Below are 19,269 nucleotides of genomic sequence, written 5' to 3'. Positions count from 1 at the left end.
TTGCAAAAGAGTAGCAAAACCACAAAAATGAGAATAAAAAATGACTTTGAAATTTGGCGAACTTGAAAAAATAGCGACAGATGGTGGCTTTATCTGGTATGCGGAGGTGAAGCTAATGAGCGAAAATTTCGGTCAGGTGCTATTTTGCCTCGTTAGCACAGATGGGGCAGATGTGGATGATGAGACTACTTTGCTAGCAGAGCGCATTGCCAACGATATTGACCGGTATGTAAAAGAGGCGCTTGTCTTTTTAAAAGATGAGCTTAGGCGAGGGTGCTTTTTGAGCAAGGACGAGCTTAGAGCGCTTGATGTGCCAGTTTGCGATCTACCGTTTGAGTCCCCACAGTGTACTTTTTATGCGCAAGATAAGCAGTGGCTGATGAGATTTGCCGATGGTGTGCTTGATATTTGCGAACCTTTCGGTATTGGGGTGATTTTTGAAGGTGAAAAGCCACTTCGTTTAGAAAATTTAGAGCTTAGCCAGGAGTGCTAATCGCGGATAAATTTTGCTTTTAAACGGTGAGATAAATTTGGTTGCTGTTTTAGGTTTTTAGCCCAAAACAGCAAAAATTTGCATTTATGCGTTGCAGCAGCAATAATCACTTGGATCTTTTTCTTTTGTGATCCTAGCTCTTAGGTCATGACGGATGATCTCTATCGACCAGAACCATATCATGTGGCCGACAAATTCAGATACATGCTCGTACCAAGGAAGTGTCCAAAGTGGTGGAGTAAGCCCCAAAATAGGTAATGTGATCACGTGAACAGCGATATTTACGATAATGCCAACTAGTAAGCCTTGCCATATTGTAATCTTTGGAAATTTCTCAGCCAAAACACAATAAGCAACCGCAAAAACGATCGAAAATAATATATGCGTCATCATTACGTAGTTAAACGCATGCCCTGCAAACTCGTAAATAGCGGCATTTGGATCGGCTACGCCCAAATAATCCCTTAAAAATACATAAGGCGGATTTAAGAAATTTCTAGAGCAATCGATCGCATCGGCTGCCCTAATGGTACTCTCTGGTCCGCAAGCAGCGTTAAACATATCCATCGGACTTCTTGGAGGAAGTGGGAATTCTGCTCCCCATTTGACAAAAGCTGAGACAACGCCAGCAACAAGGCCGATCAATGCAGCCAGAGCAAATCTAGGTTTTGTTATTAAATTTGACATTTAAACTCCTTCTTTAAATTTGCAAAATCTTATTGCAATTTACTTTATGATAAGATTAATCATTATTAAAAATATTTAAAATTTTAATGGACTTAAAATCATAAAATTTTTAGCCATTTTTGGCTAGACTAAGAAAAAATTTAAAGGAGAATAGATGTCTAAAGAGTTTAAAGATGCAAATGAATTTAAGGAATTTTTTGAAGAATTTAGAAAAAAAGATGGCTATAAAGATCCGCTTGCTTTTGGTATCGCTAGGATCGATCGTGGACAAAAAAATACAGATAAAATTTTGCAAGCGACATTTGCTGTTGTAAATTACAAAGAGAGTTTTTTAAGCGCAGCCGCTTATATCTATGCTTTGCAAAAATGTGATGTTAAGGTTGATTTTAACGGCTCTGAATTTGTAGCTGATCTTACACCAAAAGTGGTGAAAAAAGCTAGCAAGCTCTTTAGCGTCTTTGAAAAAGAGATAAGCTCTCATAAAAATGTACAAAATTTGCATGCTGTAAAAATGGCATTTGATGACGATCTTGAACTAAATGAGAATAAATTTAAGCTTGTGTTTTTGTTTGATGATGCAAAACCACTTAGCGTAGAGGCCGTATATCTCAAGCTTTACTTGATATCGCTTGGCAAAGTCGCACCTAGAACGATTGTGCTTGATGGAGCTTTTGGTGTGTTGCCAAATGTTGCATGGACTAGCCAAAATACGCCAATCGAGCTTGAATGGCTAAGAGAAAATGAAATTTCTCTAAAGATGTTTGGCGAATATCCAGCGATCGTTAGCGTCGATAAATTCCCAAGATTTTTAAGCCACATCATCCCAGCTGATAATACGAGAATTTTAGACTCAGCCAAGGTTCGCATGGGTGCTGCCGTGTATCCTGGCACAGTCGTTATGCCTGGTGCTGCTTACATCAACTTTAACGCAGGTACAACTGGTGGCGTAATGGTTGAAGGCAGAGTCAGCAGCTCTGTCGTAGTTGGCGAGGGTAGCGACGTAGGTGGCGGAGCTAGCATACTTGGCGTGCTAAGTGGCACAAATGGCAACCCTGTAAGCATCGGCAAACACTGCTTGCTTGGGGCAAACTCAGTTACAGGCGTACCTCTTGGTGATAACTGCATCGTGGATGCTGGCATAGCAGTGCTTGAAGGCACAAAGGTCTATATATCAGCTAGCGAGCGCGAAAAGTTAGCTAAGCTAAATCCAGAGTTTAAATTTGAAGCTGAAATTTACAAAGCACTTGAGCTTGGCGGGCTAAATGGACTTCATTTTAGACAAAATAGCCAAACAGGTCAGATCACTGCAAGTGCGAGCAAAAGGGCGATCAAGCTAAATGAGGCACTTCATTAAAAGGAGCTAGCATGAAAGTTGGCATTTTGATGTTTGACAAGCTAAATCTACTAAGCTTTGCCAAAATTTATGATTTTTTACATAAATTTGAGGATTTTAATATCAAGACTTACGCACTAAAGCCTGAGATAATCGATGAATTTGGCGTCAGGCTTCATCCAGAAATTTATGCTGAGAGCCTTTATGGTGTGGATATTTTGGTAGTGCCAGATGGCGTTGGAGCACTTGGATTAAGATACGATGAGATATTTTTAAGCTGGGTTAAAAGCTCGGCGAGTGCGAAATTTAAGATAGGTTTTGACCTTGGCGTGCTTATCCTTGGTGGTGCTGGATTTTTAGAAGACAGAGAGGCTTGCATAAGGGGCGGATACAAAAATGCACTGGGTGACTACTGCGATGTTAATGACGCTAAGATGTGCGAAAGCAGGGGTGTCATAAGTGTTAGTGAATTCGATGATAGAATCAAAGAACAGCTGGTAACGATACTGGGTAAAGATAAATTTTAAGAGTTTTGAGCTTTAAATTTTTTAGTTTAGTGGGCTACAAAAAAGCTTTAATATAGCGCTTTTAATTAACATCTCTTTTGCGTTTAAAGAGAAAATGCCAACAAGATCGGACAAATATCCACTTTTTGATTTTTAATATCGCACATCATCTCAAAATACTCCAGTGCGATATTCTTATTCTTTTTACTTAACTCATTAAGTTTTTAGTCACATCAAAAACTATATCTATGCCACCATTTTTTATTGCCATAGTAAAGTATAAAAAATCAAACTAAGGCTAGATAAATTTTAGCTGGATCGTGTTCTTGCAAAAACAGCATTTCATAAAATTTAATGCAAAATTTCAACTAAAATTTAACTAGCCAGTGTTTGCTGGCCAGTTAAATTATTCGACAGTTACGCTTTTTGCGAGATTTCTTGGCATATCGACGTTGTTGCCAAGTCTAACGGAAATTTCAAGTGCAAGTAGCTGAAGTACAAGCATCATCTCAAAAAATTCGCTCATATAGTGATCTTGAACGCTTGTTTTTACGTAGTCATCACTTAGCTCAAACTCAAGTGGGCTTATCGCTAGGATGTATGCATCTCTTGCAGCGAGCTCTTCGACGTTGCTTTTTGTTTTTTCGTAAAGTAAATTTTGAGGCATTAAAGCGATTGTAAATAGCTTCTCATCTGCAAGTGCGATAGGACCGTGTTTCATCTCGCCTGATGGATAGCCCTCGGCGTGAAGATATGAAATTTCTTTAAGCTTTAACGCACCTTCAAGTGCTAGCGGATAGAAGATATCTCTACCGATAAAAAAGAAGCCATGCCCGTGCAAATAGTGCTTGCTTAGGCGGTGAAGCTTCTCTTGAAGAGAGTTATTGATATTTAAAATTTGTGGGATGTGAAGAAGAGTTTTGATCTCGTGATCAAGCTCTTTTTTACTGATAGAATCTTTCGCTACCGCCATTTGAAGCACAAGCATCCAAAGCACGATGATCTGCGTTGCGAAAGCTTTTGTGCTTGCAACACCTTTTTCGATACCAGCACGAGTTAGAAGTGTATTATCAGCTAGTCTAACGATAGATGAGTTATCGACGTTGCAAATCGCAAGCGTCTTTAGCCCAGCCTCTTTTGCGATCCTAAGTGCCTCAAGAGTATCAGCTGTCTCGCCACTTTGTGAGATGACGATGAAGAGCGAGTTTTTGTTTAGATAAGGCTTTCTATATCTAAATTCGCTTGCCACTTCGACCTTTGTCCTCACTTTAGCAAGCCTTTCAAAAAGATAGCTTGCAGTTAGTGCTGCATGGTAGCTCGTGCCGCACGCACAAAGCACGACATCATCGATGCCTTTTAGGTATTCATCGTCTAAATTTTCAAGGGTAACTTTGTGGTTTTTAACCCTGCCCATGATGGTTTCAGATACAACTGCACCTTGCTCGTAAATTTCTTTCTCCATAAAAAATGTATAACCCTCTTTTTGGGCATAGCTCTTATCTTTTGGCAGTGCGTTAAATGTTATGCTAGCCTTTTTGCCGTGTTTGAAAACAGCTATCTCGTCTAAGCTCACATAGCCGTAGTTATTGTCATCTAGATATGCCACTTCTGTTGCGTTGCCGATAAGCGGGGCATCTGATGAGGCAAAATATAGCTCTTTTTTATCGCTTTTGCCTATCGCCATAGGAGCGGCATCTTTTGCGAAAAATATCTTATCAGGTGCAGTTTTGGTGATAAGTAGCGTCGCGTATGCGCCTCTTAGCTTTGCGATAGTTGCCTCATAAGCTTTAAATGGGTCTTTTTTCTCTTTTAAAATTTCTTCAAAAAGGTGCACGATCACTTCGGTGTCGGTTTGGCTGACAAATTTCACACCCTTTGCTTCAAGCTCATCTTTAAGCTCTTTGTAGTTTTCGATGATTCCGTTGTGAACGACAAATGAGTGCTCTCCAAGGTGTGGGTGAGCATTTATCTCAGTTGGTTTGCCGTGAGTTGCCCAACGTGTGTGACCTATCGCCACGCCAAAGCCAGTTGATGTAAAGTCCTTTGTCTTTAGGGCTAAATTTTCAAGCTTGCCGACCGCTTTAAAAAAATCAATCTTGCCATCACTCATCACAGCCATACCAGCGCTGTCGTATCCGCGATACTCAAGCTCTTTTAGGCCGCTTAAAATGACCTCTTTTTTCTCTTTATCTCCGATGTATCCTACGATTCCACACATGTTTTACTCGCTTATTAATAAATTTAATATCTCTTCGCCTTTACTCTCAAGTCGCTCGTTTTTCTCGATCAAAAAGAGATTTCTTGTTCTATTTTTGACCGTTTGGATTCTAGCACTCGTGACTTGAAAATGAAGCCTGTCAAAAACACTCATCACATAAGCCATTAGCCCGCGCTGATCTTTTGCGTTGATGCTAAGTTTGGCGTAATCTTTAGAGTGATTTAGCTCGAAGTTTATCTCATCTTTGTTAATATTTGGTTTCAAAGGCTCTTTTAAAACCTCGCTATTTAAGGATTTTAGAGCTAAATTTTTAGTAATTTCAAGCTCCTCTTTTTTAACATTTTGGTTAAAATCAAGCCTGATATAAAATTTTTTCTCAAATAGCTCAAAAATTTCCATGTATGCCAAGTCGAATTTAGCAAATTCATAGAGCAGGGCGCTTAAATTTAGGCTCTTTTTTGTATAGATCTGAATGCTTAAATTTTTAGAGTTATTTATAAAAATTTCTGTCGCATCTAAGCTATCTGCAGTCTTGCTTAAATTTATGATCTCACTCGCACTATATTTTATAAAGACAAGATTTGATGTGATTTTAAAAATTTTCTCTTGCAAGCTTGGTTCAAGCGCCAAAAACTCGCTATTTCGTTTTATAGACTGCTCTTTTTTTACGCGCCTTGTCGCTTCGTCTAGTAAATTTTCATCGCTAAATGCACTAAGAGAAATTTCATAAAGCTCTCTTAAAAGTTTAGCTGTGTAGGCGTTATAGAGCCTCTCATTTGTCGCGTTTATCACGCAGTAGCTAAGGATGTAAAGCAGTTTTAAAACCTGCTTGTCGCCAAGCTTTGAGATAAAAGCAAATATAACGCGTTGGGAATAAATGTCCTCTCTGTTTGAGACGTTGCTCATTAGCGTGTGATATTTTATCAAAATGACGCCGATATTTACCGCCTTTTGGCTTAAATTTAGCTTGTTTGCGTATGCTCTAAAGATATTTGCGCCGATATTTGCGTGGTCTTTACCAAGCCCCTTGCCAACGTCGTGCATTAAAGTCACGATCTTTAGTATCGTCTTGCCCTCCAAGCAAAGCTCGGTATAGAGATTTTTTATAAATTTATCTTTTATATTTTCAAGAAATTTGACGCTTAAGACGCTATGCTCATCGACTGTAAACTCGTGATAGCCGTCGTACTGAGCCAGCTGGCTGATGTGCTCCATGGGTTTTATCAAAATTTGTATCATCTGCGCATCGAGTAAGGACTTTAAAATAGCGTAGGAATTTTCTCTTAAAAATATCTTCTTAAACTCGCTTATAGCGCACTCCAAGCCGCTTTTTGTGATGATGGCTCGCTTGATGTAAAAGATCGCACTTATGTCAAATTTATAGTCCACATCTTTTAGCTCCAAAAGCTCGGATATTAGCTTTTCTATGAGTGCTGGCTTTTTATGTAAAGGTACGTAGATGACGCCATTTACTTCGTAAAAGCCATTTTTTAACCTAGCAAATTTTCTCTGCTCAAAACTTAGCTCGCTTTTGAAAAATGGCCTGCAAAGAGAAGCGACGATAAACCTTGAATAAATAGCGACATTATTCATTGAGCTTAGCATTTTTTGGCTGATAACACTCTCATTGTCTTGGAGTTTTTTGGACTTTGTTTGCATGAAATTTGTCGTGATCTCAACACTTGAAGCGCTGAAAGTATCGGTGTTTTGGGTTAAATTTAAAGCACTTAGCAAGCTTAATAAAAAGTCTACATTTAGGTTAAAGCTAGCGATCTCTTTTTCATTCATCACTTTTAGGGCTTGAGATCTAACAGAAACGTCGCTATCTAGGCAGTTTAGTATGCAGTTTAAGTGGTAAATTTCATCGATTCCTCCAAAGCCACTTTTTAAATTTGGCTCTTGGGCTAAGTAGCTGATGCTAGAAAATGGCAAAAACGCCTTTAAATGGTAGTTTAAAAAGGCTTTTTTATCAAATTCTTTTAATTTTATGATCTCGCTTTTTACTAAGCGGTAGAGGCTTTTTGAACCACAGATATATCGGACTTGCGATGTTTCGCTTTTAAATTTGAGATCGTCTTTGTAATTTGTAAAAATTTCATCTATTTCAACACTTTTTATATAAAAATTTATTCCAGAGCTACTTAAAATTTCGCTAAATTCTTTTAAGAAATTCTTTATGTTATAGCCTTTTAAATTTTTATAAACTAGTAAAATTTCAAGCTCACTATTTGCGCTAAGTAGTGTTTGAGCGTATTTTCCAGTAGCTAAAACACTAAAAGCAAAGCTGTCATTTTGCGGAATAAAATCATCAAAAAAATCTCGCATAGTTTCATTTAAATAAGATTTTATAAAATCATCGTATTCTTTGGCTAAAAAATTTGCAAAATTTCTACCCTGATTTTTTTGAAAATGTTTTGGTAAATTTGCTTTAAAATCAAGAAATTTCTCTTTGATTTTTAAATAATTATCGCTATTTTTGGTACTTTTATCAGACAGCATTTAATGTTTCCATTGTTAAAAATATCTTGGCAAATGTTACATAATTTTTGCAAAAACAAAGCTTTATTTGCTTATAATGAAGCCTTAAGTTCAGCTTTAGGACGATATAAATAATGAATCTATTACAAAAACTAGAAAGTGGCGAGAGATTAAGCAAACAAGAGGCTTTTTCGCTTTATGAGCTTGATCTTTTTACCTTGGCTAAATTTGCCGATAAAAAACGTAGAAAACTGCATGGCAACAAGGTCTTTTTTAATGTAAATCGCCATATCAATCCAACAAATATGTGTGCTGATATCTGTAAATTTTGCGCATTTTCGGCTCACAGAAAAAATCCAAACCCATATCTAATGAGCCACGAAGAAATTTTAAAGATCGTTGATGAGAGCGTGAGTCACGGCGTAAAGGAGATACACATTGTCTCTGCCCACAACGCAAAAAGTGGCTGGCAGTGGTACTTAGAAATTTTTAAAAAGATAAAGGTAGCCCATCCAGACCTTCACGTAAAGGCGATGACGGCAGCCGAGATCGACTTTTTATCAAGACATTACGGCTTAAGCTATGATGAGGTGATAGAGAAGATGCTCGAATACGGCGTCGATAGCATGCCAGGCGGCGGGGCTGAAATTTTTGATGAAGAGGTCAGAGCTAAAATTTGCAAAGGCAAAGTAAGTAGCGAAAACTGGCTAAAGATCCATAAAATGTGGCACGATCACGGCAAACAAAGCAACGCAACAATGCTTTTTGGTCACATAGAAAGTCGCGGTAACAGGATCGATCATATGCTAAGGATTAGAGAATTGCAGGATGAAACTGGCGGTTTTAACGCGTTTATCCCGCTTGTCTATCAAAGAGAAAATAACTACTTAAAAGATGTGAAATTTCTAGGATCAGCTGAAATTTTAAAGACTCTGGCGATCTCACGTCTTGTGCTAGATAATGTTCCTCATATCAAAGCTTACTGGGCCACTTCGACGCTAAATTTGGCGATGATCGCTCAGGAATTTGGCGCTGATGATCTTGATGGCACGATAGAAAAAGAGAGCATCCAAAGTGCAGCTGGCGCAAATAGCGCAAATGGCGTTACACTAAAGACATTTTGTGATCTCATAAAGACATCTGGTTTTACGCCGGTTGAGCGTGATAGCTTATATAACGAACTTAAAATTTACTAAAAGGAGCTTGGGGTGAAATTTTTTGACTTAGCACAAAATAAAACAAGTGTGAAGCAGGAATTTGGAGCGGGACTTACGACGTTTTTAGCGATGATGTATATTGTGCCGGTAAATGCGATCATTATGAGCAAAACTGGCATGCCTTATGAGGCACTCATCACTGCAACAGCGCTAATTACCATATTTTCTACTGTATTAAATGGTCTTTGGGCGAACACGCCAGTTGCGATGAGCGTTGGTATGGGGCTTAATGCTTATTTTACATTTGGTCTTTGCATCGGTATGAAAGTGCCTTGGCAAACGGCTCTTGGCGTTGTTTTCTTAAGTGGTGTGATATTTGTCGTGCTTTCGTTTACAAATTTTAGAATGTGGATAATTAGATCCATCCCACTTGATCTAAGAAGGGCGATAAGCGCTGGCATAGGCACATTTATCAGCTTTGTGGCATTTCAGCAAATGGGTTTTATTGTAAATAGCGACGCAGTTTTGGTTGGTATAGGAAATTTCAAAGATCCAAACGTACTTCTTGGCGTTTTGGGACTATTTTTAGTTATTTTCTTTTGGGCGTGGAAGATAAAGGGCGCGTTTATCCTAGCTGTGCTTGCTACTTCAGTAATAGCTTGGGTGCTTGGTATCGCTCCTCATCCAACAGAAATTTTCTCAACTCCAGCCTCTATCTCTCCGATATTTTTAGAGCTTGACATAAAAGGCGCGCTTAGTCTAGCCTTGCTGCCAGTTGTTATCACATTTTTTGTGACCGATCTTTTTGACTCGATAGGCACACTAGCTGGTGTAGGCACGAGGGCTGGAATTTTTGATGAAAACAAAAAAGATGGCGTCGTAAAACTTGAAAAAACTCTTGAAGCTGACGCTATTGCTACGGCAGCTGGCTCACTTGTAGGCGTAAGTACGACCACATCGTTTGTAGAGAGTGCTAGCGGTGTAGAAGAGGGCGGTAGAACTGGTCTAACGGCTGTATTTTGCGGACTTTTATTTATACTTACATTATTTATGTTGCCACTTTTTAAAGCGATTCCTGGCAATGCCATTTATCCGATCCTTGTGATGGTTGGCGTGCTTATGTTTGCTGAGCTTGCTAGTATAAATTTTAAAGATCCAGCCATTGCTGTTGCGACATTTTTCATAGTTGTGCTCATCCCGCTTACTTATTCGATCACAAACGGCCTTGCATTTGGCTTTATGTCATACGTCATAGTTAAGCTCATAAAGAGAGAATTTAGCGATATAAATTTAGGCGTAGTCGTGCTAGCGCTCATTAGTTTTATCGTATTTTTAGTGCATTGATAAGGAAGAAAGATGATATTTTATAGCTACGATGAATTTGCCGTTGATACTAAAAAGATGGCAAAACAGATAAAAGACGAGTTTGATCCAGAGGTGATACTAGCTGTGGCAAGAGGCGGTCTAACGCTTGGCCACTCGCTAGCTGTTGCGCTTAATAATAGGAATTTATTTACCCTAAATTCTATCCATTACGAAGATACAAATAAGCTTGATACTATTAATATCTTTAACGTACCAGATCTTAGCAAATACACTAAAATTTTGCTCGTCGATGATATCATCGATAGTGGAGAGAGCATGGTCGAGATAAAAAGAGAGCTACTTAAGCGTTATCCAAATTTAGATATCAAAATAGCGACCGTCTTTTATAAAGAGAAAGCTCTGCTTTTACCAGAATTTAAGGTAAAAGAAGCTCACGATTGGATCGAGTTTTTTTGGGATATACATATTTAAGGAAAATTTTTGCTAGATAAATTTAGAGAATTTGTTGGACATCACGTCGCCTTTAGCGTATTTTTAATATGTTTGATTGATTGTATATTTTTACTTTATACGGCAAATTCTCTTAGCATAAGTTATAGTGAAGCTGAAATTTTTTTTAACAAACAAAATTTTCTTAGTCATGTTTTAAACTTAAGCGTTCAAATTTTTGGTCAAACAGATATTGCTCTAAGATCTGTGATGATTGCTTTTCATGTCATAAGTGTCGTTTTAATGTATAAGATAAGCAAATTTTACATTAAATTAAAGTTTGACAGACTTATTGCGGTATTGTTTTTTATCTTACTTCCTGGCACGTTAGCTTCAGCTCTTATCGTCAATAATGCTGGGCTTTGCGTTATGCTGGCGCTCCTATGTATATACTTTTTCCATGTTAAAAATAAAATTTTATTTGTAGTATTTTTTTGCCTTTCTTTTTTTATAGATGGCGATTTTTTGATATTTTACGCAGGATTTTTTATATTTTCACTTTATAAAAGAAGGCCTCCGCTTGCTTGGCTAAGTGCTATTTTATTTTTACTCACGCTTTACTTTTTTGGCTTTGATACAAATGGTAGGCCAAGTGGACACTTCATTGATACTTTTGGTATCTTTGCCGCTGTTTTTTCACCGTTTGTTTTTATCTTTTTTGTCTATACTATTTATAGAATTTGGGTTAAGGAAAAGAAGGATCTTTTATGGTTTATTGCGATTTGCTCATTTTGCTTTTGTATGATAGTCTCAGTGCGCCAAAGGCTAGAGCTTGAGCAGTTTTTGCCGTTTTGCGTGATCGCAACGCCACTTATGGTAAGAGTTTTTTTTAATTCGTATCGCGTAAGATTGCCAAAATTTAGAAAAGGCTATAAAATTTGTACGACTTTAGTGATGCTTTTTCTGGCTATAAACTGGTCGATGATTGTATTTAATCAAATTTTTTACCTATTTTTGGATAATCCAACAAAGCATTTTGTCTATAAATTTGATATTGTAAAAGAGCTTGCTGATAAATTAAAAGAAGCGGAAATCAAGGATTTATACACTGACAATAAAAAGCTTGCATTAAGACTTAAATTTTATGGTATAGATGTAAGAGATGAGTCTAAAAATTTATTATTAAGCGTCGATCTAAATGGAAAATCAAAATTTTGCATAGAAAAAATGGGAAAAGTAATTGCAAATTTTGACATAAGAGGCAGGTAGATGCATAAAAACAAGGGTTTTACTGTTATAGAGCTTATCTTTGTGATTATTGCCGTAGGCATACTTGCAGCAATGATCATACCAAGGCTAGAAATAAATGGAGCTAGAGAGGCAGCTACACAGATGCTAACGCATATAAGGTACGCCCAGCACCTTGCCATGCAAGATGATAAATTTGTATATTCAGAAAATGAAAAATTTTGGTTTAAAATGAGATGGGGGATAGCTATTAATGACACTAGTTTGCAAGAGTGCTCTGTAGATGAGCCTGGAGTTAAATCTTGGAAATATAGTATTTTTTATGATAAAAGAGGTAGTGGTAATAAATTTAGTGGTAACTTAAATTCCAAAGAAGAGGTTGCCATCGATACGCAAAAGTCAAATAAATTTTTAAGTGCGGGCTGGAGAGGCATTCCTCAATCCTATTGTAATAAAATTAATACAGATTTAAATATTGAAAAAAAATATGGCATAAAATCGGTTAAATTTGTCGGTAGTTGCGGAAAAGGCAAAACGCAAACCATTGATTTTGATGAATTAGGTAGGCCTATGAGAGTGGTAAGTGTTACTGGCAATAAAGGAGCAAAAAGGCCTTATTCAAGACTATTAAAAGGTGATTGTAAGATAGTTTTAACAGATAAAAATAATAATGTGGCCTCTATAAATATAGAAAAAAGAAGTGGATACGCATATATAAACTAAACCCTTAAACCTATAATAAAAATACATACTTTAAAATTTTTAAGCGCCTAACAATTTTTTCTAAAATTCCCTAAATATTTCAACTATCTTTAAGTATTGCTCGTATATAATTCCAGCTCACGAAACAAGAAACCACCTTTAACTTCATTGGTTAATAAAGCCTTTTCTTTTTATCGTTGTTCTTTTAACTTACAATTGTTAAACTATTAGTCAATCTTTGAAATCTAAACAAGTGATCGATTGAGCCAGTCTATTATGATTAAATAATAGATTAGACAAACTAATATAAAAACTAAAAGTTTTTTTGATTAAAAACTTCATAATAAAAATCCTGTCTATTAGATAGGTAATTAATATGGAGAGTTTGATCCTGGCTCAGAGTGAACGCTGGCGGCGTGCCTAATACATGCAAGTCGAACGGACAAGTAAGAGCTTGCTCTTATGAGTTAGTGGCGCACGGGTGAGTAATGTATAGCTAATCTGCCCTACACTAGAGGACAACAGTTGGAAACGGCTGCTAATACTCTATACTCCTGTCTTACATAAGTTAGATAGGGAAAGTTTTATCGGTGTAGGATGAGGCTATATTGTATCAGCTAGTTGGTGAGGTAATGGCTCACCAAGGCTATGACGCATAACTGGTCTGAGAGGATGATCAGTCACACTGGAACTGAGACACGGTCCAGACTCCTACGGGAGGCAGCAGTAGGGAATATTGCTCAATGGGGGAAACCCTGAAGCAGCAACGCCGCGTGGAGGATGACACTTTTCGGAGCGTAAACTCCTTTTGTTAGGGAAGAATAATGACGGTACCTAACGAATAAGCACCGGCTAACTCCGTGCCAGCAGCCGCGGTAATACGGAGGGTGCAAGCGTTACTCGGAATCACTGGGCGTAAAGGACGCGTAGGCGGATTATCAAGTCTCTTGTGAAATCCTATGGCTTAACCATAGAACTGCTTGGGAAACTGGTAATCTAGAGTGAGGGAGAGGCAGATGGAATTGGTGGTGTAGGGGTAAAATCCGTAGAGATCACCAGGAATACCCATTGCGAAGGCGATCTGCTGGAACTCAACTGACGCTAATGCGTGAAAGCGTGGGGAGCAAACAGGATTAGATACCCTGGTAGTCCACGCCCTAAACGATGTATACTAGTTGTTGCTAAGCTAGTCTTGGCAGTAATGCACCTAACGGATTAAGTATACCGCCTGGGGAGTACGGTCGCAAGATTAAAACTCAAAGGAATAGACGGGGACCCGCACAAGCGGTGGAGCATGTGGTTTAATTCGAAGATACGCGAAGAACCTTACCCGGACTTGATATCTAACAAATCATCTAGAGATAGAAGAGTGTCTGCTTGCAGAAATGTTAAGACAGGTGCTGCACGGCTGTCGTCAGCTCGTGTCGTGAGATGTTGGGTTAAGTCCCGCAACGAGCGCAACCCACGTCATTAGTTGCTAACAGTTCGGCTGAGCACTCTAATGAGACTGCCTTCGTAAGGAGGAGGAAGGTGTGGACGACGTCAAGTCATCATGGCCCTTATGTCCGGGGCGACACACGTGCTACAATGGCATATACAATGAGAAGCAATATCGCGAGATGGAGCAAATCTATAAAATATGTCCCAGTTCGGATTGGAGTCTGCAACTCGACTCCATGAAGCCGGAATCGCTAGTAATCGTAGATCAGCCATGCTACGGTGAATACGTTCCCGGGTCTTGTACTCACCGCCCGTCACACCATGGGAGTTGATTTCACTCGAAGCCGGAATACTAAATTAGTTACCGTCCACAGTGGAATCAGCGACTGGGGTGAAGTCGTAACAAGGTAACCGTAGGAGAACCTGCGGTTGGATCACCTCCTTTCTAGAGTACATATAGATATTCTCTCACAAGATATCTATAAGAAAGATATTCTCAATCATCCTTGTTTAGTTTTGAAAGATTGATAGACCTATAGGGGCCTATAGCTCAGCTGGTTAGAGTGCACCCCTGATAAGGGTGAGGTCACAAGTTCAAGTCTTGTTAGGCCCACCAGAGAATTTAATTGGGGAATTAGCTCAGCTGGGAGAGCGCCTGCTTTGCACGCAGGAGGTCAGCGGTTCGATCCCGCTATTCTCCACCATAAAATAGTTTAACCGTATTAAGTCTAATTAGAGAGCTTAAATTTTTAAACTTTCTAATTAGACTTTTGTCTAAATGTTCTTTTAATTAATATTGTTAATAGTCACAAGCAAGTTTTAAAAACAATTTTACAGGACTTGTTAAAGATTTAAATTTCTATTCTCTTTGCATTTAATGCAAAAGTTTGACATCACAATCTATTTAGGATTTAAAACTTATCTAAATAGTAGTCAATGCTTTCCGTCTTGAGAGCTAGAATTTAAATATAGTAACATAAAGTTATCTTTAACAAGGAAGTGATGCGAATTAGAATAATCTAATATAGAAAAGGTAAGCTACAAAGAGCAAGTGGTGGATGCCTTGGCTAGTAGAGGCGATGAAAGACGTGCCAGGCTGCGATAAGTCTCGGGGAGCCGTCAAGGGGCTTTGATCCGGGAATTTCTGAATGGGGCAACCCAGTTAAGCGCGAGCTTAACTACCTAATATGGAGCGAACGAGGGGAATTGAAACATCTTAGTACCCTCAGGAAAAGAAATCAAAAGAGATTACGCTAGTAGCGGCGAGCGAACGCGTAAGAGGGCAAACCGTTAGTTTACTAACGGGGTTGTAGGACTGCAATATAGACTAAACTTAGCTAATAGAATAATTTGGAAAGATTAAGCATAGAGGGTGATACTCCCGTATATGAAAGCTTTGTTTTACTTAGCAGTATCCTGAGTAGGGCGGAACACGTGATATTCTGTCTGAAGCTGGGTAGACCACTATCCAACCCTAAATACTACTACTAGACCGATAGTGCACAAGTACCGTGAGGGAAAGGTGAAAAGAACTGAGGTGATCAGAGTGAAATAGAACCTGAAACCATTTGCTTACAATCATTCAGAGCCCTATGATTTATCAGGGTGATGGACTGCCTTTTGCATAATGAGCCTGCGAGTTGTGATGTCTGGCAAGGTTAAGGAAACCCGGAGCCGTAGCGAAAGCGAGTCTTAATAGGGCGTTTAGTCAGACGTTGCAGACCCGAAACGATGTGATCTATCCATGAGCAGGTTGAAACCGGTGTAAGAGCCGGTGGAGGACCGAACCCGCTAGCGTTGAAAAGCTATGGGATGACTTGTGGATAGGGGTGAAAGGCCAATCAAACATCGTGATAGCTGGTTCTCTCCGAAATATATTTAGGTATAGCGTCATGTAGTAACACTGGGGGGTAGAGCACTGAATGGGCTAGGGCATACACCAATGTACCAAACCCTATCAAACTCCGAATACCTAGTGTGTAATCATGGCAGTCAGGCGGCGAGTGATAAAATCCGTCGTCGAGAGGGGAACAACCCAGACTAACAGCTAAGGTCCCTAAATCTCATTTAAGTGGAAAACGATGTGGAGTTACTTAAACAACCAGGAGGTTGGCTTAGAAGCAGCCATCCTTTAAAGAAAGCGTAATAGCTCACTGGTCTAGTGATTCTGCGCGGAAAATATAACGGGGCTAAAATGAGTACCGAAGCTTTAGACTTAGTTTTACTAAGTGGTAGGAGAGCGTTGTATTTGCGTTGAAGGTATACCGGTAAGGAGTGCTGGAGCGAATACAAGTGAGCATGCAGGCATGAGTAGCGATAATTGGGGTGAGAATCCCCAACGCCGTAAACCCAAGGTTTCCTACGCGATGCTCGTCATCGTAGGGTTAGCCGGGTCCTAAGCAAAGTCCGAAAGGGGTATGCGATGGAAAATTGGTTAATATTCCAATGCCAACTATAATGTGCGATGGAAGGACGCTTAGAGTTAAGCAAGCTAGCGGATGGTAGTGCTAGTCGAAAGGTGTAGGTTAAGATCCAGGCAAATCCGGATCTTTTTAAGCCGAGACCCCACAGGCGTTTGAAGTTCTTCGGAATGGATAGCGAATTGCCGATACTGTCGAGCCAAGAAAAGTTTCTAAGTTTAGTTATAGTTGCCCGTACCGTAAACCGACACAGGTGGGTGGGATGAGTATTCTAAGGCGCGTGGAAGAACTCTCTTCAAGGAACTCTGCAAAATAGCACCGTATCTTCGGTATAAGGTGTGCCTAACTTTGTGAAGGATTTACTCCGTAAGCATTGAAGGTTACAACAAAGAGTCCCTCCCGACTGTTTACCAAAAACACAGCACTCTGCTAACTCGTAAGAGGATGTATAGGGTGTGACGCCTGCCCGGTGCTCGAAGGTTAATTGATGACGTTAGCTCTGCGAAGCGTTTGATCGAAGCCCGAGTAAACGGCGGCCGTAACTATAACGGTCCTAAGGTAGCGAAATTCCTTGTCGATTAAATATCGACCTGCATGAATGGCGTAACGAGATGGGAGCTGTCTCGAAGAGGGATCCAGTGAAATTGTAGTGGAGGTGAAAATTCCTCCTACCCGCGGCAAGACGGAAAGACCCCGTGGACCTTTACTACAGCTTGACACTGCTATTGGGATAAAAATGTGCAGGATAGGTGGGAGGCTTTGATCTATAGACGCCAGTTTATGGTGAGCCGTTGTTGAGATACCACTCTTTTTTATTCTGATAGCTAACTAGCTTGAGTTATCCTCAAGTAGGACAATGTCTGGTGGGTAGTTTGACTGGGGCGGTCGCCTCCCAAAATGTAACGGAGGCTTACAAAGGTTGGCTCAGAACGGTTGGAAATCGTTCGCAGAGTATAAAGGCAAAAGCCAGCTTAACTGCGAGACATACACGTCAAGCAGGGACGAAAGTCGGTCTTAGTGATCCGGTGGTTCTGTGTGGAAGGGCCATCGCTCAAAGGATAAAAGGTACCCCGGGGATAACAGGCTGATCTCCCCCAAGAGCTCACATCGACGGGGAGGTTTGGCACCTCGATGTCGGCTCATCGCATCCTGGGGCTGGAGCAGGTCCCAAGGGTATGGCTGTTCGCCATTTAAAGCGGTACGCGAGCTGGGTTCAGAACGTCGTGAGACAGTTCGGTCCCTATCTGCCGTGGGCGTAAGAAGATTGAGGAGAGTTGACCCTAGTACGAGAGGACCGGGTCGAACCAACCACTGGTGTACGAGTTGTTCTGCCAAGAGCACCGCTCGGTAGCTATGTTGGGATGTGATAACTGCTGAAAGCATCTAAGCAGGAAGCCAACTCCAAGATGAATCTTCTTTTAAGAGCTCATATAGACTATGTGTTTGATAGGCTGGGTGTGTAATGGATGAAAGTCCTTTAGCTGACCAGTACTAATAGCTCGTCTGCTTATCTTTTAATAAGCATCACTTCCTTGTTAAGGATAAAAACTTAATAAGATATGTTTTTATAAAACTTTGTTTATGACTTTTAACTTTATCAAGTAGTGTTAAATAAGAGATTTATCTGATATATCTTTTATTTAACACTGCCCGTGACTATACAGACGAGGAAACGCCTTGCTCCATCTCGAACCAAGAAGCTAAGCTCGTCCTGGCTGATGATACTCTCCCTTACTGGGATGTTGGAAAAGTAGGTCGTTGCGGGCTTTGTTGATTTTTAATATTCTTTATCTAAACAATCATCTTTTAATATTATTTCTTAATTTATAACAAAATATCAAATCTAAAATTTATTTATATTTTTAAATAATTAGACTTTTTATCTTTACATTTATAAATATCTTTTAGCTTATGTTTTTATGCGAGTGTTGACTAAAAACACCAAATATGATAGACTCCAAACCCAAATTTACCCAAAAAGGACAAAAATGAAAAAGATTATATTCTCACTATTAGTAGCAGCTTCTACATTACTAGCAGCCATAAATTTAAACACTGCCACAAAAGAAGAGTTAATGAGTTTAGATGGCATAGGATCTTCAAAGGCAGATGCAATAATAGAGTATAGAAAAGCAAATAAATTTAACTCAATAGAAGATATAAAAAATGTAAATGGTATAGGTGATAAGACATTTGAAAATTTAAAATCAGATATATCAGTATCAGGCACTACAAAGATAGACGAAACAAAAGCTAAAACAAAATCTAAAAAAGATGACACAAAACAAAAAGTAAGTAAAAAGAGTGATGAAGTAAAAGAGAAAAAAGATGGTGCTAAAGATAGCGTAAAAGAAGTCAAAGATAAGAAAGAAAGCCCAAAAGATAAAGCAGAGAAAAAGAGCAAAGCTAAAAAAGAGAAAAGCAAAGAGTAATAAAATCTAGGAATTTATAAAAATTCTTACATAAAATATATATAAAAATAGTTAGGAGCGCATAGCGTTCCTAATAAATAAAATAGATTGGTTTTTTTATATATCTGCCTACTTTTTAAATTCTATAACTTGGTTTGCCTACTTTTTAAATTTTATAAATCAATAAGCTCATCTAATAGATCTTGTAAAGTAATGCTTCTTAAACTATCCTCTAAAGCTTCTTGTGCTTTTAGGAAGTGACCAGTTAAAAGTCCCTCGATCTTGCTACCAAGTGGGCAGGCTTTAGGTGAGTCAGAGTGGATCTTAAAAAGTTTTTCTTTATCATTTACTGCGTTAAAAATTTGAAGGAGGGTTAAGATTCTTTATTTAATATTTTAAGTAAACTTACTATTGAATATTC

At 38.9% G+C, this 19,269-nt stretch carries 13 protein-coding genes, 2 tRNA genes and 3 rRNA genes; 14 read left to right on the top strand and 4 right to left on the bottom strand.

Going from position 1 to position 19,269, the window contains the following annotated elements; translation table 11 throughout:
• Nucleotides 1-40 precede the first annotated feature (40 nt).
• Nucleotides 41-493 (top strand): hypothetical protein, encoded by a 453-nt coding sequence (locus CCON33237_RS06190; RefSeq protein WP_054196849.1) that lies wholly within the window; start codon nt 41-43, stop codon nt 491-493.
• A gap of 84 nt (nt 494-577) precedes the next feature.
• Here the strand turns inward: CCON33237_RS06190 and CCON33237_RS06185 are convergent, their stop codons facing one another.
• A complete protein-coding gene (locus CCON33237_RS06185) occupies nt 578-1,180 on the bottom strand; it encodes a YagU family protein (RefSeq protein ID WP_054196848.1) in 603 nt (200 codons plus the stop codon).
• Nucleotides 1,181-1,334: 154 nt separating this feature from the next.
• Here CCON33237_RS06185 and CCON33237_RS06180 point away from each other — a divergent pair, with 154 nt between their 5' ends.
• Nucleotides 1,335-2,534, top strand: a complete 1,200-nt coding sequence (locus CCON33237_RS06180) for a 2,3,4,5-tetrahydropyridine-2,6-carboxylate N-succinyltransferase (RefSeq protein WP_054196847.1) — start codon at nt 1,335-1,337, stop codon at nt 2,532-2,534.
• An 11-nt stretch (nt 2,535-2,545) separates the two neighbouring features.
• A complete protein-coding gene (locus tag CCON33237_RS06175) occupies nt 2,546-3,040 on the top strand; it encodes a type 1 glutamine amidotransferase family protein (RefSeq protein ID WP_054196846.1) in 495 nt (164 codons plus the stop codon).
• A 385-nt stretch (nt 3,041-3,425) separates the two neighbouring features.
• Here CCON33237_RS06175 and glmS read toward each other — a convergent pair whose 3' ends face one another.
• Together glmS and CCON33237_RS06165 are read right to left on the bottom strand one after the other, a co-directional pair.
• Nucleotides 3,426-5,237, bottom strand: a complete 1,812-nt coding sequence (gene glmS / locus CCON33237_RS06170) for a glutamine--fructose-6-phosphate transaminase (isomerizing) (protein WP_054196845.1) — start codon at nt 5,235-5,237, stop codon at nt 3,426-3,428.
• 3 nt (nt 5,238-5,240) lie between these two features.
• Nucleotides 5,241-7,736 (bottom strand): HD domain-containing protein, encoded by a 2,496-nt coding sequence (locus tag CCON33237_RS06165; protein WP_054196844.1) that lies wholly within the window; start codon nt 7,734-7,736, stop codon nt 5,241-5,243.
• A gap of 110 nt (nt 7,737-7,846) precedes the next feature.
• Between CCON33237_RS06165 and mqnE the strand changes: the two genes are divergently transcribed.
• From mqnE to CCON33237_RS10125, 11 genes are all read left to right on the top strand, one after another.
• Nucleotides 7,847-8,911, top strand: a complete 1,065-nt coding sequence (gene mqnE, locus CCON33237_RS06160) for an aminofutalosine synthase MqnE (RefSeq protein WP_103583753.1) — start codon at nt 7,847-7,849, stop codon at nt 8,909-8,911.
• A gap of 12 nt (nt 8,912-8,923) precedes the next feature.
• Nucleotides 8,924-10,216 (top strand): NCS2 family permease, encoded by a 1,293-nt coding sequence (locus CCON33237_RS06155; protein ID WP_054196842.1) that lies wholly within the window; start codon nt 8,924-8,926, stop codon nt 10,214-10,216.
• 12 nt (nt 10,217-10,228) lie between these two features.
• The gene (locus tag CCON33237_RS06150; protein ID WP_054196841.1) at nt 10,229-10,669 is read left to right on the top strand and encodes a phosphoribosyltransferase; all 441 of its coding nucleotides are present in this window, start codon (nt 10,229-10,231) and stop codon (nt 10,667-10,669) included.
• A 9-nt stretch (nt 10,670-10,678) separates the two neighbouring features.
• Entirely contained in the window at nt 10,679-11,896 is a 1,218-nt protein-coding gene (locus CCON33237_RS06145; protein ID WP_054196840.1) for a glycosyltransferase family 39 protein, read from the top strand.
• A complete protein-coding gene (locus CCON33237_RS06140) occupies nt 11,897-12,598 on the top strand; it encodes a pilus assembly FimT family protein (RefSeq protein ID WP_054196839.1) in 702 nt (233 codons plus the stop codon).
• Between the two features lie 352 nt (nt 12,599-12,950).
• Nucleotides 12,951-14,462: ribosomal RNA gene (locus tag CCON33237_RS06135) — 16S ribosomal RNA — on the top strand.
• A 94-nt stretch (nt 14,463-14,556) separates the two neighbouring features.
• A tRNA-Ile gene (locus CCON33237_RS06130) sits at nt 14,557-14,633 on the top strand.
• A gap of 12 nt (nt 14,634-14,645) precedes the next feature.
• Nucleotides 14,646-14,721: transfer RNA gene (locus CCON33237_RS06125), tRNA-Ala, on the top strand.
• Nucleotides 14,722-15,048: 327 nt separating this feature from the next.
• Nucleotides 15,049-17,952, top strand: a 23S ribosomal RNA gene (locus CCON33237_RS06120).
• Between the two features lie 133 nt (nt 17,953-18,085).
• Nucleotides 18,086-18,204: ribosomal RNA gene (gene rrf, locus CCON33237_RS06115) — 5S ribosomal RNA — on the top strand.
• Together the 16S, 23S and 5S rRNA genes with 2 tRNA genes alongside form the textbook arrangement of a ribosomal RNA operon.
• Before the next feature lie 221 nt (nt 18,205-18,425).
• On the top strand, nt 18,426-18,869 hold the full coding sequence (locus CCON33237_RS10125; RefSeq protein ID WP_054196774.1) for a ComEA family DNA-binding protein: 444 nt from the start codon (nt 18,426-18,428) through the stop codon (nt 18,867-18,869).
• Nucleotides 18,870-19,021: 152 nt separating this feature from the next.
• Here CCON33237_RS10125 and CCON33237_RS09920 read toward each other — a convergent pair whose 3' ends face one another.
• Nucleotides 19,022-19,210 carry a helix-turn-helix domain-containing protein gene (locus CCON33237_RS09920; RefSeq protein WP_236842027.1) on the bottom strand — a complete coding sequence of 63 codons (189 nt, stop codon included), beginning with the start codon at nt 19,208-19,210 and terminating at the stop codon, nt 19,022-19,024.
• Between the last annotated feature and the right edge of the window lie 59 nt (nt 19,211-19,269).

Origin of the sequence: Campylobacter concisus, assembly GCF_001298465.1 — a bacterium.
Classification (GTDB): Bacteria; Campylobacterota; Campylobacteria; order Campylobacterales; family Campylobacteraceae; genus Campylobacter_A; species Campylobacter_A concisus.
This window is presented reverse-complemented; position numbering and strand designations above follow the sequence as displayed.

Bases quoted from the DNA above. Each gene is read 5' to 3' on its own strand.
- CCON33237_RS10125 (WP_054196774.1), top strand. From the start codon at position 18,426: ATGAAAAAGATTATATTCTCACTATTAGTAGCAGCTTCTACATTACTA.
- CCON33237_RS06185 (WP_054196848.1), bottom strand. From the start codon at position 1,180: ATGTCAAATTTAATAACAAAACCTAGATTTGCTCTGGCTGCATTGATC.
- CCON33237_RS06165 (WP_054196844.1), bottom strand. From the start codon at position 7,736: ATGCTGTCTGATAAAAGTACCAAAAATAGCGATAATTATTTAAAAATC.
- glmS (WP_054196845.1), bottom strand. From the start codon at position 5,237: ATGTGTGGAATCGTAGGATACATCGGAGATAAAGAGAAAAAAGAGGTC.
- CCON33237_RS06190 (WP_054196849.1), top strand. From the start codon at position 41: ATGACTTTGAAATTTGGCGAACTTGAAAAAATAGCGACAGATGGTGGC.
- CCON33237_RS06150 (WP_054196841.1), top strand. From the start codon at position 10,229: ATGATATTTTATAGCTACGATGAATTTGCCGTTGATACTAAAAAGATG.
- CCON33237_RS06175 (WP_054196846.1), top strand. From the start codon at position 2,546: ATGAAAGTTGGCATTTTGATGTTTGACAAGCTAAATCTACTAAGCTTT.
- CCON33237_RS06180 (WP_054196847.1), top strand. From the start codon at position 1,335: ATGTCTAAAGAGTTTAAAGATGCAAATGAATTTAAGGAATTTTTTGAA.
- CCON33237_RS06140 (WP_054196839.1), top strand. From the start codon at position 11,897: ATGCATAAAAACAAGGGTTTTACTGTTATAGAGCTTATCTTTGTGATT.